Here is a 14,040-nt window from a genome sequence, read left to right on the forward strand (position 1 = left end):
ATGAGAATAGTTGCTGTCATATCCTTTATTGTGTGCTTTGTGTCGATTTCTCGAGCGCAAGGACTATTGACGGTCAGGGAAGCAGTGGAAACTGCGTTAGAGAACAACTTTGAAATCAAGCTGTCGCAGAACGATCTACGCGTTGCGCAAGAGAATGTGACTTACGGCAATGCCGGGATGTTGCCGACTGTTACGGGAAATTTCTCTCAAAACAACAATCTTCAAAACTCCACGCAGACCCAAGCGTCAGGAGAGGAACGCTCCTTAAGGAATGCCAAGAACAATAGCATGAACTATGGCGTTAGCATTGGTTGGACCATCTTTGACGGTCTAGGCATGTTCTCGCGCTATGATATCTTAAAGGAAAATCAAAAGCTTGGCGAAGTCGAACTGAAGCGAACGGTATTGAATAAGGTGTCGGAAGTTATATCAACCTATTTCACGATTGTCGAGCAGAACAACCTCCTGCAAGCAATAGACTCCAGCATCATTATCTCGAAAGAAAGGTTGCAGACTGCAGAGAACAGGTTCTCCATTGGAAAGGCATCCCGCTTGGAAGTTCTGAATGTGCAGGTGAATTTAAATGAGGACGAGTCTACTCGATTGCGGCAGGCAGATGTTGTAAAAAACTTGAAGATTACCTTAAACAGCCTAATGGCACGCGACCTCAGTATAGAATTTGATGTTGAACGCGATGTTGAATACGACGATACCTTGATTCTAGATGAACTGATGCAGAAAGCTAAGCAGCACAATCCCGACCTGCAGCTTATCGCGATCAACAGAAGGATGGCCGAGCTCGAACTAAAAAGAGTGAAAGCCGCACGCTATCCAACGGTTCGACTCAATACCGGCTATAACTTCTCCGAGACTGAATCCAGCTTAGGATTCGTTTCCCAATCCAATTCGCGTGGATTAAATTATGGTGTTACAGCCTCCGTGAATATCTTCGATGGCTTTAACCAACGTCGCAATGAGCGTGTCGCAAAGATCCAGATTGAAAGCGCCGACCTATTGATCGAACAACAGAATCTGACCATCAACACAGCCATCGCAACAGCATTCCAAACTTATCAAACGAACCTATCCTTAGCTCGCCTCGAAGAGACGAATGAAGATATTGCACGCCAGAACTTAAACATAACCCTAGAGAAATATAAGATAGGCTCCATCTCCGCCGTCGAATTCCGCGACGCCCAAGAGAACTTCATCAACGCCGTATCCCGTTTCAACACCGCAAAACTGCAAGCCAAGCTCTCAGAACTTCAATTGAAAGAGATTATTGGGAATATCGATCTGAATTAGATATTAGATGATAGACATTAGACATTAGATGCGTAGGACGCCACTTAATTGACAATAGTAAGTAGACTCAATTATTTAGACCGTTATGCTCTAATATCTAAAATCTAATTTCTAAAATCTAATACGAACAAAGCCGCTCTTTCTAGAACGGCTTTGTCTTATAATTTACGAAATGTCTTTGAGTAGTTGAGGATGTTTTCTATCGTCTTTTCGTTTGGATCTTTTGCAATCTGTTGAATGCAGTTTTTGATCTTTTCAGCGAAAACCTCTAGTTGAGTATCTTCATGTAAGTCTGTACCAAGACCTTCGTAATTTACATCTTTTACAGGAGTAGAATTTTCCACCATAAGCATCTTGATTTATGTTTATTATCTAAACGGAAGATACAAAGTATTATTGTGAAAAATTTAACATTTTTTTACTTTTTCTTTGAAGACAGTTTGTTAGCTTCTACGACCGCCTTGTATGCATTCACAATACCGCCGCTTACGCTGATTTCATCTAAATAAACACGCTTCGAACCAGACTCGCCTTTGATCTTAACTTTCTGATCCACTTTCGTTACGCTCTTTAAAATCACGTCTTTCACTTGTGCTGCTGTCAAGTCAGGGTAGTAGGAGCGGATCAATGCTGCCAAACCTGCCACAACTGGCGATGCCATACTGGTCCCTTGTTGGTCTTTGTATTTCGAACCTGGTACGGTAGAGTTGATCTTTACCCCAGGAGCAAATACATCTACACTGCGGTAACCATAGTTAGAGAATTCAGCTAATAAGTCGCCGTCTACTTTCCAACCTGTAGCACCAACAGTGATCCAGTTCTTCGCTTCGCCGACCACAGCATCAAGACTGTCTGTGAAATATTTCATCGGGTAGTTCTTTACGACATCATTGTCCTTCGAATCATTGCCTGCAGCATGTACTAATAAAACGTCTTTCGATTCCGCATATTTGATAGCGTCATCTACCGTTTTCTTGTTATACACATAGCCTTTACCGAAGCTCATATTGATTACGCGAGCACCATTATCTACAGCATAACGAATAGCGTTCGCTACATCCTTATCGCGCTCATCACCATCAGGGACATTTCTAACGGTCATGATCTGTACATTGTTTGCCACACCGTTCACACCAAGCTTATTATCGCGCTTCGCACCAATAATACCTGCTACGTGCGTTCCGTGCTCCGCATCTGGACCAGTTACATCATTATTCCCATAATGACGTTCTGTAGCATCCTCATAATTATCACCAACGATATGTCTAGAATCGTATTCCTTGTTTAAATGATACTCTACTTGATTAGAAAAATAGGTAGCACCTTCTTTCAGATCTTCGTAAAACTTATCGAATGTAGTTTTGTCAAGTTCCTTTTTCGCAATGCGGATCGCCATTTTCTGACGGTCAGAAGTTGCTTGGAAAGCATCTAAATCTGCTTTTGTAATATCCTTAGGCTCTTTGTTCAATCCTTTGATCATTCCATCGAACTCCTGCTTCAAACGGCCATAGTTCAAGTTTCCGAATTGTGCCTCATCCATCTTGGATGTATAATCGGTGATCATCTTCTGATAAGCGACAAACTCTCTACGTTCCTTTTCAGACAGAGGCGTAGTTGGAAGAACAGAGATATATTTAGGTTCGTAAAGGCGAATCAAGCGAGTAACCTCTAAATTATCGTATGTTACGTTTTCACCCTTCGCATTTCCCAAAAAGTTCCATCCGTGAACATCGTCTATATAACCATTGCCGTCATCGTCTTTGCCATTGCCAGGGATTTCTTTTGGATTGGTCCATAGCACATCCTTTAAATCCTCATGTTTGATATCGACACCGCTATCCAATACCGCTACGACTACAGGCGTCGATTTACGGCCTTTCAATAGTTCATAAGCTTTCTCTGTACTAATTCCCATTACCCCATCTTTCTGGAAATCTAGATTATACCAGTTTGCTGGAGGCGCGTCTTTATCTTGTTTTTCTTGAGCAAATCCCAATGTCGGCAAAAGTCCGAACGCTAAATAGCATAATAGTTTATTTGTTTTATGCATGTTTCAAAATTTATGTTTTAGCAAATATAATTTATTCGCCGCTTGCGAATTGTTAATAAATCTAAAAAGCGGCTAATTTTGAGTATTTTTATCGTTGCAAAACAAACCATTTACTAGATATGAGCAATAAATTGATAATAAGTTTAATTTTAGCAACTATGATATCTTCTTGTTCTACAGATAAGAACAGCAATAAAAAGGCCATAAAATGGCCGGATGCGACCGCCCCAGTTGCGGCAGAAAAAGCACATCAGCGCGTTATTCATGGCGAGTCTGTCGATGATCCTTACTACTGGCTGAACGATTATTTTAAGAAAGGTGCTGATTCATCTGCGGTCGTAGCCTACCTGGAGGCCGAAAATGGATATACAGATACGATGATGAAGGATACAGAGGCGCTGCAGAGCAAGCTGTTCACGGAAATGAAAAATCGTATTAAGGAAGCGGATGAGTCTGTTCCTTATTTGATGAACGGGTACTATTACTACCGCAAGACCGAAGAAGGAAAGCAATATTATAAATACTGTCGTAAGAAGGGCAGTTTGGATGCGCCAGAGGAGGTTATCTTAAATGTAGATGAGATGGCGGAGGGATTTCCTTATTACTCGGTATCGGGCATAGCAGTGAGTCCGGACAACAAGATGGTAGCTTATGGTGTGGACACTGTTTCGAGAAGAGAGTATGTTATCCATGTGAAGAACCTGGAGACTGGTGAAATATTGAAAGATAGAATTTCACAGACATCGGGAGATCCGGTATGGGCGGCCGATAACAAGACCTTGTTTTATACGGCAAAGCATCCGGTAACATTATTGAGCGAAAAAATAAAGAGACATAGCTTAGGTCAGCCGAGCAGCGCGGATGTCGTTGTTTATGATGAAAAAGATAACACCAATTACATCGGTGTTTGGAAATCGAAGGATGATAAATACATCTTCATCTATTCGGGTGGTACTTTGAGTTCGGAAACCCGTTTTATCAAAGCAGATGAACCTTCCGCAAACTTTACTGTTTTCCAGCCGCGAATTAAAGATGTATTATACAACGTGACGCCACTTGCTGATCGTTTCTTAATCCATACAAACGATAATGCGAAGAACTTCAAGATTATGGAGGCTCCATTAGACAAACCGGGGAAAGAAAACTGGAAAGAATATATCCCGCACCGTGAGGATGTATTGATCGAGGGTATCGACGAGTTTGCTAATTATTTGGCGATTTCTGAACGCAAGAACGGCTTAACGAATTTGGCTATCCGCAATTTAAAAGATAATTCACAACATTACCTAGACTTCGGCGAGGCCGCGTATACCGTTTACCCAAGCACGAATGCCGAGTATCATTCAGATGTCCTTCGTTACGGTTATACTTCATTGGTCACTCCTTCGTCAACCTTCGATTATGACATGAAGACCAAGGAGAAAACCTTGTTGAAACAGCAGGAAGTTTTGGGCGGATACGATGCAGCGCAATATGTAACAGAGCGTATTATGGCGAAAGCTAAAGACGGCGTGCAGGTTCCGATTTCTATCGTCTATAAAAAAGGAACGAAGAAGGACGGGCAGGCGCCATTATTATTATATGCTTATGGCTCGTATGGTGCCTCGATGGACCCGAGCTTCAACTCCGGACGTCTTTCGCTATTAGATCGTGGATTCATCTACGCTATAGCGCATATCCGCGGTGGCGAAGAAATGGGACGTCAATGGTATGAGGACGGAAAGATGATGAAGAAAAAGAATACCTTCACCGATTTTATCGACTGCGGACAATTCTTGATCGATCAAAAATATACCTCCAAAGAACACTTGTATGCACAAGGCGGGAGTGCCGGCGGACTATTGATGGGGGCTATTATCAATATGGCTCCAACCTTATGGAATGGTGTTATTGCTCAGGTTCCATTCGTTGATGTGGTGAACACGATGTTGGATGAAACGATTCCATTGACGACGAACGAATATGACGAATGGGGCAATCCGAACAACAAAGAGGCATATGATTATATGAAGTCTTATTCGCCATACGAAAATATAGAAGCCAAGGAATATCCAAATCTTCTAGTGACTACAGGCTTGCACGATTCACAGGTGCAGTATTTCGAACCCGCGAAATGGGTTGCAAAGCTGCGCAAAGTGAAGAAAGGCGATAATGTGATCCTATTGAAGACTGATATGGATTATGGTCATGGCGGCGCTTCTGGTCGCTTCGACTATCTGAAAGATGTCGCTTTAAACTATTCGTTTTTGCTGAAGTTAGAAGGCATCACCGAATAGGTATAAGACATAAACAAACTCATACTTAATCAAACCCAATACAAACCCCTATCATAGCCCTTTCGAAGCGGTTGTGATAGGGGTTTGTATTGGGTTTAAAAGGGTTCTGTGTCGAAGCAGTGTCGGCCAAAAATAGAATTGTCTAAGATAGAATCTTAGACAAGTAGATCGAAAGGCAGGACCCTTTAGGAGGCTTTGCCTAATTTTAGAAATTATTTAACGTGATATTGCTTGCCAGCGTCCGATTCGGCCTGACATAGAAGTGAAGCTCGATAAGATTATTGATGCTCTTGTTTTTCGATTTCTCTCGAATCAATTTGGTGTTGCTTGTAGTTACGCACAGCATTCTTGCTGGCGGTTTGAGATACCAGGAAGCCGATGATAGCAATAACCGTCACCACGACAATCCCCCAAACATGCTTTTTCTTGTCCTGCTTTACTAACCAGTACATGAAATAAACGTAAGGGATGACAAATATGACAAAGAAGAAAATGCTAGGACCTACCATGTTGTTTTTAAAATTTGGAACAAAATTAAGTATTTATTTGTTCTTCAGAAAATTGGGTAGGTTATTAGATGGAATTCTGACAAAAGATTGATGATGCTGACTGTTTGGAACGAGGGTTGTTATGAAGCAGATGCAAAACTGCTACAAGCTGTAGCAGTTTTATCACGGGGCAAAATCTGTTATGATTAGACAAAGTACAACCGCATTATGCAATTGCGTTTAACACCAATTTGTTTTAAGGACGTTATAAGTCTATTGTTCAAACAATGTTTTTTTAAACGTTTTAAAGATTCAAGAGTCTTATTAGCAGTCTGGCAATGATGGATTTGGCTTGTTGGAGATAAAATAAAAAATCTACAATTATATTGCATAAAAGAAAAAAATAATTGTTTACTTTTGCGCAGTCTGATTACAGCGAACAACAGAATATAATGAACTATAAAAAGGTATATATGAACACATTCGACCGAGCTTTACACAAGCTGGGGGTGAAGGTTTATTATGCGCTTCGTTCATTTAGTTGTCCGCTTCTACGATTCCGACGACCTATTCTGCCTCGAGCTTGATTCTGAGGCAGGCAAACTCCAATTTTAAGGTTCATCAAGCTCGATGGATTCTGTTCAAAATTTAATTTACAGTTTTTTAGAATACCTCGGTATTTATTTTTTAGGTCGACATTATTAATGACAATCTCTGATTTTTTGATTATTCCCGCAACAGCAGCTCATGTGGAGTATGCGGATGATATTTGTAATGAAATGTTCGAGTCTGCAAAGGCTCGCGGAACAGGTATTGCACGTCGTAAGCCGGAATATGTAGCCCGTAAGATGGATGAGGGCAAAGCGGTAATTGCTTTGCACAAAGATGGTCGATGGGCGGGTTTCTGTTATATCGAAACTTGGAGCCATGGTGATTACGTTGCTAATTCGGGGCTTATCGTCAATCCAGAATTTCGTAAGGTCGGCTTAGCTAAGGCGATCAAAAAGCGCGTATTCGAATTGTCTAGAGAGAAATATCCGAAGGCTAAGATATTTGGTTTAACGACGGGTTTGGCGGTAATGAAGATCAACTCTGATTTGGGGTACGAGCCGGTTACTTATTCGGAGCTGACGCAAGACGAGGAGTTCTGGAAAGGTTGCCAATCCTGTGTCAACTATGATATCTTGATGTCTAAAGACCGCAAGAACTGCATGTGTACGGCAATGTTATGGGATCCGGTCGAGAAAGAACGTGAATTGAAGGAGAAGATACAGCGTCGTGCGGAAGCGAAAGAACGTTTGGATCGAATTTCGAAGAAGCAATCGTTGTTGAAGCGTATTGAAGCGAAGCTATGGAAATCGACCAAAAAGTTTGTTGCCAGTGTAATTCCTGTAGGGGTGAAGCCGGTTAAAGGATTTTAAATTGTTATTTTTGTAATTATCAGCATATTAATCATTATAAGATGAAAAAAGTAGTTTTAGCATTTAGTGGCGGATTAGATACCTCATTCTGTTGCATCTATCTATCTCGTGATTTGGGTTTAGAAGTTCATTCTGTTATTGTAAACACGGGTGGATTCTCTGACGAAGAGTTGCAAGCTGTTGAAAAGAGAGCTTATGAATTGGGCGTTAAATCGCATACTACCATTGATGAAACTGAAGACTACTACCGCGATACGATTAAGTATTTGATTTTTGGAAACGTGTTGAAGAATGCGACTTATCCATTGTCTGTATCTGCAGAGCGTGTTTGCCAAGCGACAGCTATTGCAAACTACTGTAAGAAAATCGGTGCTGAGTGCGTTGCGCACGGTTCTACGGGTGCTGGAAACGATCAGGTTCGTTTTGATATGATCTTCCAGACTTTAATTCCGGGGATCGAAATCATTACGCCAATTCGTGATCTAAAATTATCGCGCGAAGCGGAAATTGAGTATTTAAACAATCATGGTGTTGAGTATTCCGCAGAGAAAGCTAAATACTCAATCAATAAAGGTTTGTGGGGAACATCGGTAGGAGGCGCTGAGACTTTGACGTCAAATCAATACTTGCCGGAGTCGGCATGGCCTACGCCCGTTACTTCAAGCGAACCTCGCCAGATTACGATCGATTTTGAAAAAGGTGAGCCTGTGGCTTTGAACGGTGAGAAGATCGGTGCAGTGAAGGTTATTCAAGAGTTACAAGCGATTGCACAGCCTTATGGTATTGGTCGCGATATCCACGTTGGAGATACGATCATCGGTATCAAAGGTCGTGTGGGATTTGAAGCTGCTGCGTCTGTAATCTTGATCAAGGCACACCATACCTTAGAAAAACATACGTTGACGAAATGGCAATTATCTTGGAAGGACCAATTAGCGGCTTTCTACGGTAATTATATGCACGAAGGCCAAATGCACGATCCGGTGATGCGTGATATGGAAGCTTTCCTAAAGAGCTCGCAGGAGACCGTGACAGGCCGTGTATTCGTTGAGCTTCACCCATACCGTTTCGTTATTATCGGAATTGAATCAGAGCATGATTTGATGTCGAACAAATTCGGTAGCTATGGCGAAATGAACGAGGGCTATACTGGCGACGATGTAAAAGGTTTCTCGAAAATCTTTGGTAACCAGACCATCATCTGGCATAAAGTGAACGGCAAAGGCTAAGATATATAAGGCACAGTAGTTTACTGTGCCTTTTTTAATTGAAGATACTATGGAAAAAATTAAAGTAGGAATTGTTGGGTCTGCAGGATATACAGGTGGAGAATTGCTTCGTATCCTGATCTTCCACCCCCAAGTGGATATTGTATTTGCTAATAGTGCATCAAACGCTGGAAACAAGCTGTCTGACGTGCATAACGATTTGTTTGGCGATACTGATTTAACATTTTCCTCTGATTTTCATTCAAATATTGATGTTTTATTTCTGTGCGTGGGGCATGGTGATGCGAAGAAGTTTTTAGATGCCAATCCGGTGGATCCTAGCGTAAAGATTATTGATCTTTCGCAAGATTATCGTCTGCGTGCGAACACGGCTTATCAAGGAAAGGACTTTGTTTATGGTCTGCCTGAATTGAACAAGGATAAGATCAAAGGAGCACAGTACATCGCTAACCCAGGCTGTTTCGCTACGAATATACAGTTAGCCTTATTGCCGCTGGCGAGCAAAGGTTTACTGCCAGAGCAAATCCATGTGAATGCGACAACAGGATCGACAGGGGCAGGGCAGAAGCCTTCGGCTACGACGCATTTCTCCTGGAGAAACAATAACTTATCTGCATACAAATCATTTGACCATCAGCACCTGCAGGAGATCTCTGAATCCTTAGACCAGTTACAAGAGGGTTTTCTTCCAACGGGCGAGGGGTCTTTGTTGGAACGTGCAGCGGAGAAAATCAATTTCATTCCGCAACGGGGTGACTTTGCTAGAGGTATTTTTTCTGCTATCTATGTAGATTCTGATTTATCGGAAGCTGCCGCATATGAGCTTTATGAGTCTTTTTATGCAAATCATCCTTTTACTCATGTTTCCAAAGCGAATATAGACTTGAAACAAGTGGTCAATACCAATAAGAGCATTATCCATTTGGAGAAACATGGCAATAAATTGCTGATTTTGAATGCTACGGATAATCTGTTGAAAGGTGCGTCCGGACAGGCTGTACAGAACATGAACCTCATGTTTGGTTTGGATGAAAGAGAAGGACTGAGATTAAAATCTGTTGGATTTTAAGTTAGATATTAGACATTAGATATAAGATTTTAGACAGTAGATTTTAGAACTTTCTGCGCCGAATATTTTTCGGAAAGAACCTAGTAGTATTAGATATTCGATTTTAGAAATATTTCATCCTTGAAATGAAGATAAAATAAAAAGGAACCCGCTCAGCGAGTTCCTTTTTATTTTATCCGATGTTAGGCGTCTAATGTCTAAAATCTAACATCTAATGTCTAATAATTATCTTTCTAAAAGATTTACTTTTCTTTCGACCGATACGTTGTCACCAGTGATTGCATTACCGTCTTTATCGATTAGCGTAAGTTTCACTGTTGCTTCTCCTTTAGGAAGGTTCAATACCTCGTATGGGGTCCATTGATCCAAGATAAATTCTTGACCGTTGATTGTTGCTTTTACTTTGTTTCCGTCTGCAGAAAGCGTTGTATTGTTGATGAAGAAGTCTAACAATAATACATTCGTTTCATCGCCTTTGTAATCGCCTTTCGGACGGCTATAGAACAACGAAGGTTCTGTAGGTGTCGGCTCTTCTGTAATCTTCGCATCAGCACCTACTTTAAACTTAATCAATTTCGCTGCTTCAGCAGTTTTGATAGACTCGTGGAATGAGCGCGACAAGAAAGATAGCAAGTAATGCTCCGAGTTTACAGGAACTGTAAAGGTGTGTTCTGGCTTATATAATGCAACGTATGGTGTGTTATCCAAAATAAAGTGGATATGCTGTCCGTCGTGCGAATTTGCCATGTGGTGCGTATGTTCGGTCTGCTCAGTCAGATTAAAGTTCTGTACGTCGTATTTTACGGTAATCTTAGCAGAGTCTGCGCCAGCTTTGACAGATTCTATCGAAGCGATCTTTAAAGTTGCTCCTGGGAACTCTTTAGCATGTTGAAGGGGATTAACAGCGATAGCACCTACTGAATCGGCTAATGCTGTTGTATCTTTTACTTCTCCATCTTTGTTCTTCGTGGATTTGTTATCACATGATGCAAAGAGAGCTGTCGCCGCTAACAATGCACATACTGTTTTCATCGTTCTCATATTAAATTATTTAGTCGAATTAATGTTTATTATTTACGAACAAGTGAAAGCAATAATTGTTTGCATTTTATTGAAATACAATATCCAAGGACTCTTTGATTTTCGCTAAAGTCTGCGTTAGGTCTTCCTCCGTATGCGCTGCGGAGATAAATCCGACTTCATATCCCGAAGGACCAAAGTAGACGCCACGGTTCAATAATTCGCGGTGCATTTTCTTATAGAACTCCATGGAAGCAGGGTCGATTTGATCGGCACGTTGGATTTTCTCTTGTTCGGTAAACGCGAACCAGAAGATAGAACCTATCGTGAATATCTTGATTTGATAGCCACGTTCAGCGATAAAGCTACGTAGTTCTTCAACAAAAGCTTGAGTAGTTTGCTCTAATTTCTCGTAGAAACCTGGTTGTGCTAAGATGGATAATGCGGCGATACCTGCGGCCATGGCTACGGGGTTTCCTGCCAATGTTCCTGCTTGATACACTGCGCCATCGGGTGAGATACAGCTCATCAATTCTTTTGAAGCACCATATGCTCCAACAGGCATACCACCACCTATAATCTTACCGTAGGTCAGGATGTCTGGTTGAATATCATAGTATTTTGAAGCACCTTCAAAACCTAAGCGGAAACCGGTAATAACCTCATCGAAAATTAATAGGGCACCGTTTGTTTTCGTGATTTCGCGTAGGAATTTGATGTACTCTTTGTCTTGAATTAAAAGGCCATTATTTGCAGGCACCCCTTCGATAATAACAGCAGCGATTTGATCTTTGAAATCAGCAAAAACCTTTTTTAATGCTTCTTTATCGTTCAATGCAATCACGATGGTTTCATCAGCGAATGCCTTTGGAACACCAGCCGACGAAGTTTCACCAAAAGTAACCAATCCGGATCCGGCTTTCACAAGAAGAGAGTCGGAGTGTCCATGATAACATCCTTCGAATTTTACGATTTTATCACGTTTTGTATAACCTCTAGCTAAACGAATTGCCGACATGACGGCTTCCGTTCCGGAGCTCACAAAACGTATTTTCTCGATTTTCTTATTGTTGTTTAAGATCAATTCTGCAAGTTCATTCTCCAAGGCAGTCGGCGCACCAAAGCTTAATCCTTTGCCTAGTTGATTTTGTACCGCTTCGCGGATTTCAGGGTTGTTATGACCTAAGATTAGCGGCCCCCAAGAACAACAGTAGTCGATAAATTCATTGCCATCAGCGTCCCATAAATGAGCTTTGTCGCCACGTTCGATAAATAATGGTGTACCATAAACGGATTTGAAAGCACGAACCGGAGAATTTACGCCTCCCGGGAAATATTGCTTAGCTTTTTCAAATAACTCGGCTGATTTTTCGCGTGAAATATCTGAAACAGATGTTGTCATAGTATAATGTATTTTGTTAAGTACACAAAGATACGAGTATTTAGAACTTAGCGGTTTTTATTCTGTCCTTTTTCCCTGCTTGTCATTTGTTTCCTCAGGATTTAAGCTAGTCTTTACATTCGCTAGACTTTCGTGTTATAAAATGCGCAGCATGTTACAAAAGCGAATCATCTTTATAAAAAGTGAGGTACACAATTTCGATGGATAGACTTCAAGAGGAAAACATTTTATTTAATATACACTCATACAGAAAATAAAATAGGTTTACAGCATCTTATTGTATCCAATAAAGTTATTCCTTACAAATAGCTTAACTGTTTTGCCTTCCGGGAGGAACCGGCAGTAGATGTTCTTTGAAATCTTGATATTCATACTTCTGCAATGCAGGAAAGCCTCAGAGGTATGATAATTCCGTTTTGGTCTTTTGCGAATAAAATAAACTCCGCATATATTAATATCAAATGAAAAAAGCCACCGATAGGTGGCTTTTTCTTGAAGGTGTAGCCGACCATAGGTCTAACTACTAACTACTAAGTACTGCGCAGTCTATTTACCTTCTTCTAATACTTTAGTTACTAATTCAGCAGCTTCTTTTAATAAGATTGCTGAGTATACTTGTAAACCTGATGCATCGATAAGGTCTTTTGCTTCTTTCGCGTTAGTTCCTTGTAAACGTACGATGATTGGCACAGGAATATTTCCGATTTCGTTGTAAGCATCAATAACACCTTGAGCAACGCGGTCACAACGAACGATACCACCGAAGATGTTGATTAAGATAGCTTTTACGTTAGGGTCTTTTAAGATGATGTTGAAACCAGCTTTAACAGTCTCTGCATTTGCAGTACCACCTACGTCTAAGAAGTTAGCAGGCTCACCACCAGCTAATTTGATGATGTCCATAGTAGCCATCGCAAGACCAGCACCATTTACCATACATCCAACGTTTCCGTCTAATTTTACGTAGTTTAAGTTTGACTCACCAGCTTCTACTTCTGTAGGATCTTCTTCCGTGATGTCGCGTAATGCAGCGATATCAGCGTGACGGTATAAAGCATTCTCATCTAAGTTTACTTTCGCGTCTACTGCTAAGATTTTGTTATCAGAAGTTTTTAATACTGGGTTGATTTCGAACATAGAAGCATCGATAGAATCGTATGCTTTGTATAGAGCAGCTACAAACTTAACCATGTCTTTGTGTGCAGCGCCTGATAATCCTAAGTTGAAAGCAATCTTACGTGCTTGGAAGCCTTGTAAGCCTACTTTAGGATCGATCTCTTCTTTGAAAATTAAGTGAGGAGTTTTTTCAGCAACCTCTTCAATGTCCATACCACCTTCTGTTGAGTACATAATGATGTTGCGACCCGTAGCACGGTCTAACAATACAGACATGTAGAATTCTTTTGTTTCACTCTCTCCAGGGTAGTAAACATCCTGAGCGATTAAAACTTTGTTAACTTTTTTACCTTCTGGACCAGTCTGCGGAGTTACTAATTGCATACCGATGATGTCAGTAGAACGTTGTAATACTTCATCATGGTTTTTTGCTAATTTCACACCACCACCTTTACCACGGCCACCCGCATGGATTTGTGCTTTTACCACAACCCAATCCGAGTTGAATTCTTCTTTCATTCTTTTCGCAGCCTCAACAGCTTGCTCTGGGGTTTCAGCAACAATACCTTCTTGTACTGCTACTCCGAAACTCTTAAGTATTTCTTTTCCTTGATATTCGTGAATGTTCATTGATAAAAAAATTTGCTGTAAAAATAGCGTATTT

Annotated in this window: 11 protein-coding genes; 5 read left to right on the plus strand and 6 right to left on the minus strand. The window is 41.0% G+C overall.

Annotated elements, in window-relative coordinates; translation table 11 throughout:
- Window positions 1-1,305 carry a TolC family protein gene (locus DSM08_RS03135; RefSeq protein ID WP_149524776.1) on the plus strand — a complete coding sequence of 435 codons (1,305 nt, stop codon included), beginning with the start codon at window positions 1-3 and terminating at the stop codon, window positions 1,303-1,305.
- A 158-nt stretch (window positions 1,306-1,463) separates the two neighbouring features.
- Here the strand turns inward: DSM08_RS03135 and DSM08_RS03140 are convergent, their stop codons facing one another.
- Both DSM08_RS03140 and DSM08_RS03145 read right to left on the minus strand, forming a co-directional pair.
- The gene (locus DSM08_RS03140; RefSeq protein ID WP_149524777.1) at window positions 1,464-1,652 is read right to left on the minus strand and encodes a hypothetical protein; all 189 of its coding nucleotides are present in this window, start codon (window positions 1,650-1,652) and stop codon (window positions 1,464-1,466) included.
- A 71-nt stretch (window positions 1,653-1,723) separates the two neighbouring features.
- On the minus strand, window positions 1,724-3,355 hold the full coding sequence (locus DSM08_RS03145; protein WP_149524778.1) for a S8 family peptidase: 1,632 nt from the start codon (window positions 3,353-3,355) through the stop codon (window positions 1,724-1,726).
- 158 nt (window positions 3,356-3,513) lie between these two features.
- On the opposite strand from DSM08_RS03145, the gene DSM08_RS03150 reads away from it, so the two are divergent.
- Complete coding sequence (locus DSM08_RS03150) at window positions 3,514-5,631, plus strand: S9 family peptidase (RefSeq protein WP_246172428.1); 2,118 nt, start codon at window positions 3,514-3,516, stop codon at window positions 5,629-5,631.
- Window positions 5,632-5,909: 278 nt separating this feature from the next.
- Here the strand turns inward: DSM08_RS03150 and DSM08_RS03155 are convergent, their stop codons facing one another.
- Window positions 5,910-6,140 (minus strand): hypothetical protein, encoded by a 231-nt coding sequence (locus DSM08_RS03155; protein ID WP_149524780.1) that lies wholly within the window; start codon window positions 6,138-6,140, stop codon window positions 5,910-5,912.
- Between the two features lie 683 nt (window positions 6,141-6,823).
- Here DSM08_RS03155 and DSM08_RS03160 point away from each other — a divergent pair.
- The 3 genes from DSM08_RS03160 to argC are packed head-to-tail and all read left to right on the plus strand — an operon-like array spanning window position 6,824 to window position 9,838.
- Window positions 6,824-7,540, plus strand: coding sequence for a GNAT family N-acetyltransferase (locus DSM08_RS03160; RefSeq protein ID WP_149524781.1), 717 nt, complete (start codon window positions 6,824-6,826; stop codon window positions 7,538-7,540).
- A 41-nt stretch (window positions 7,541-7,581) separates the two neighbouring features.
- Window positions 7,582-8,769, plus strand: coding sequence for an argininosuccinate synthase (argG, locus tag DSM08_RS03165; RefSeq protein WP_149524782.1), 1,188 nt, complete (start codon window positions 7,582-7,584; stop codon window positions 8,767-8,769).
- Window positions 8,770-8,818: 49 nt separating this feature from the next.
- Complete coding sequence (argC, locus tag DSM08_RS03170) at window positions 8,819-9,838, plus strand: N-acetyl-gamma-glutamyl-phosphate reductase (protein WP_149524783.1); 1,020 nt, start codon at window positions 8,819-8,821, stop codon at window positions 9,836-9,838.
- A 225-nt stretch (window positions 9,839-10,063) separates the two neighbouring features.
- Here the strand turns inward: argC and DSM08_RS03175 are convergent, their stop codons facing one another.
- The 3 genes from DSM08_RS03175 to sucC all read right to left on the minus strand — a co-directional run bounded on the left by DSM08_RS03175 (window position 10,064) and on the right by sucC (window position 14,006).
- Window positions 10,064-10,870: a hypothetical protein gene (locus tag DSM08_RS03175; RefSeq protein WP_246172430.1), complete on the minus strand. Its 807-nt coding sequence runs from the start codon at window positions 10,868-10,870 to the stop codon at window positions 10,064-10,066.
- 76 nt (window positions 10,871-10,946) lie between these two features.
- Window positions 10,947-12,260 carry a glutamate-1-semialdehyde 2,1-aminomutase gene (hemL, locus tag DSM08_RS03180; RefSeq protein ID WP_149524785.1) on the minus strand — a complete coding sequence of 438 codons (1,314 nt, stop codon included), beginning with the start codon at window positions 12,258-12,260 and terminating at the stop codon, window positions 10,947-10,949.
- A 546-nt stretch (window positions 12,261-12,806) separates the two neighbouring features.
- Complete coding sequence (sucC, locus tag DSM08_RS03185) at window positions 12,807-14,006, minus strand: ADP-forming succinate--CoA ligase subunit beta (RefSeq protein WP_149524786.1); 1,200 nt, start codon at window positions 14,004-14,006, stop codon at window positions 12,807-12,809.
- Window positions 14,007-14,040 lie beyond the last annotated feature (34 nt).

The organism is Sphingobacterium hotanense (genome assembly GCF_008274825.1).
Taxonomy (GTDB): Bacteria; Bacteroidota; Bacteroidia; order Sphingobacteriales; family Sphingobacteriaceae; genus Sphingobacterium; species Sphingobacterium hotanense.

Excerpts from the sequence above, each read along its gene's own strand:
- DSM08_RS03140 (WP_149524777.1), bottom strand. The coding sequence starts at position 1,652 with ATGGTGGAAAATTCTACTCCTGTAAAAGATGTAAATTACGAAGGTCTT.
- DSM08_RS03160 (WP_149524781.1), top strand. The coding sequence starts at position 6,824 with ATGACAATCTCTGATTTTTTGATTATTCCCGCAACAGCAGCTCATGTG.
- argG (WP_149524782.1), top strand. The coding sequence starts at position 7,582 with ATGAAAAAAGTAGTTTTAGCATTTAGTGGCGGATTAGATACCTCATTC.
- sucC (WP_149524786.1), bottom strand. The coding sequence starts at position 14,006 with ATGAACATTCACGAATATCAAGGAAAAGAAATACTTAAGAGTTTCGGA.
- argC (WP_149524783.1), top strand. The coding sequence starts at position 8,819 with ATGGAAAAAATTAAAGTAGGAATTGTTGGGTCTGCAGGATATACAGGT.
- DSM08_RS03155 (WP_149524780.1), bottom strand. The coding sequence starts at position 6,140 with ATGGTAGGTCCTAGCATTTTCTTCTTTGTCATATTTGTCATCCCTTAC.
- DSM08_RS03175 (WP_246172430.1), bottom strand. The coding sequence starts at position 10,870 with ATGAAAACAGTATGTGCATTGTTAGCGGCGACAGCTCTCTTTGCATCA.
- DSM08_RS03145 (WP_149524778.1), bottom strand. The coding sequence starts at position 3,355 with ATGCATAAAACAAATAAACTATTATGCTATTTAGCGTTCGGACTTTTG.
- hemL (WP_149524785.1), bottom strand. The coding sequence starts at position 12,260 with ATGACAACATCTGTTTCAGATATTTCACGCGAAAAATCAGCCGAGTTA.
- DSM08_RS03150 (WP_246172428.1), top strand. The coding sequence starts at position 3,514 with ATGATATCTTCTTGTTCTACAGATAAGAACAGCAATAAAAAGGCCATA.
- DSM08_RS03135 (WP_149524776.1), top strand. The coding sequence starts at position 1 with ATGAGAATAGTTGCTGTCATATCCTTTATTGTGTGCTTTGTGTCGATT.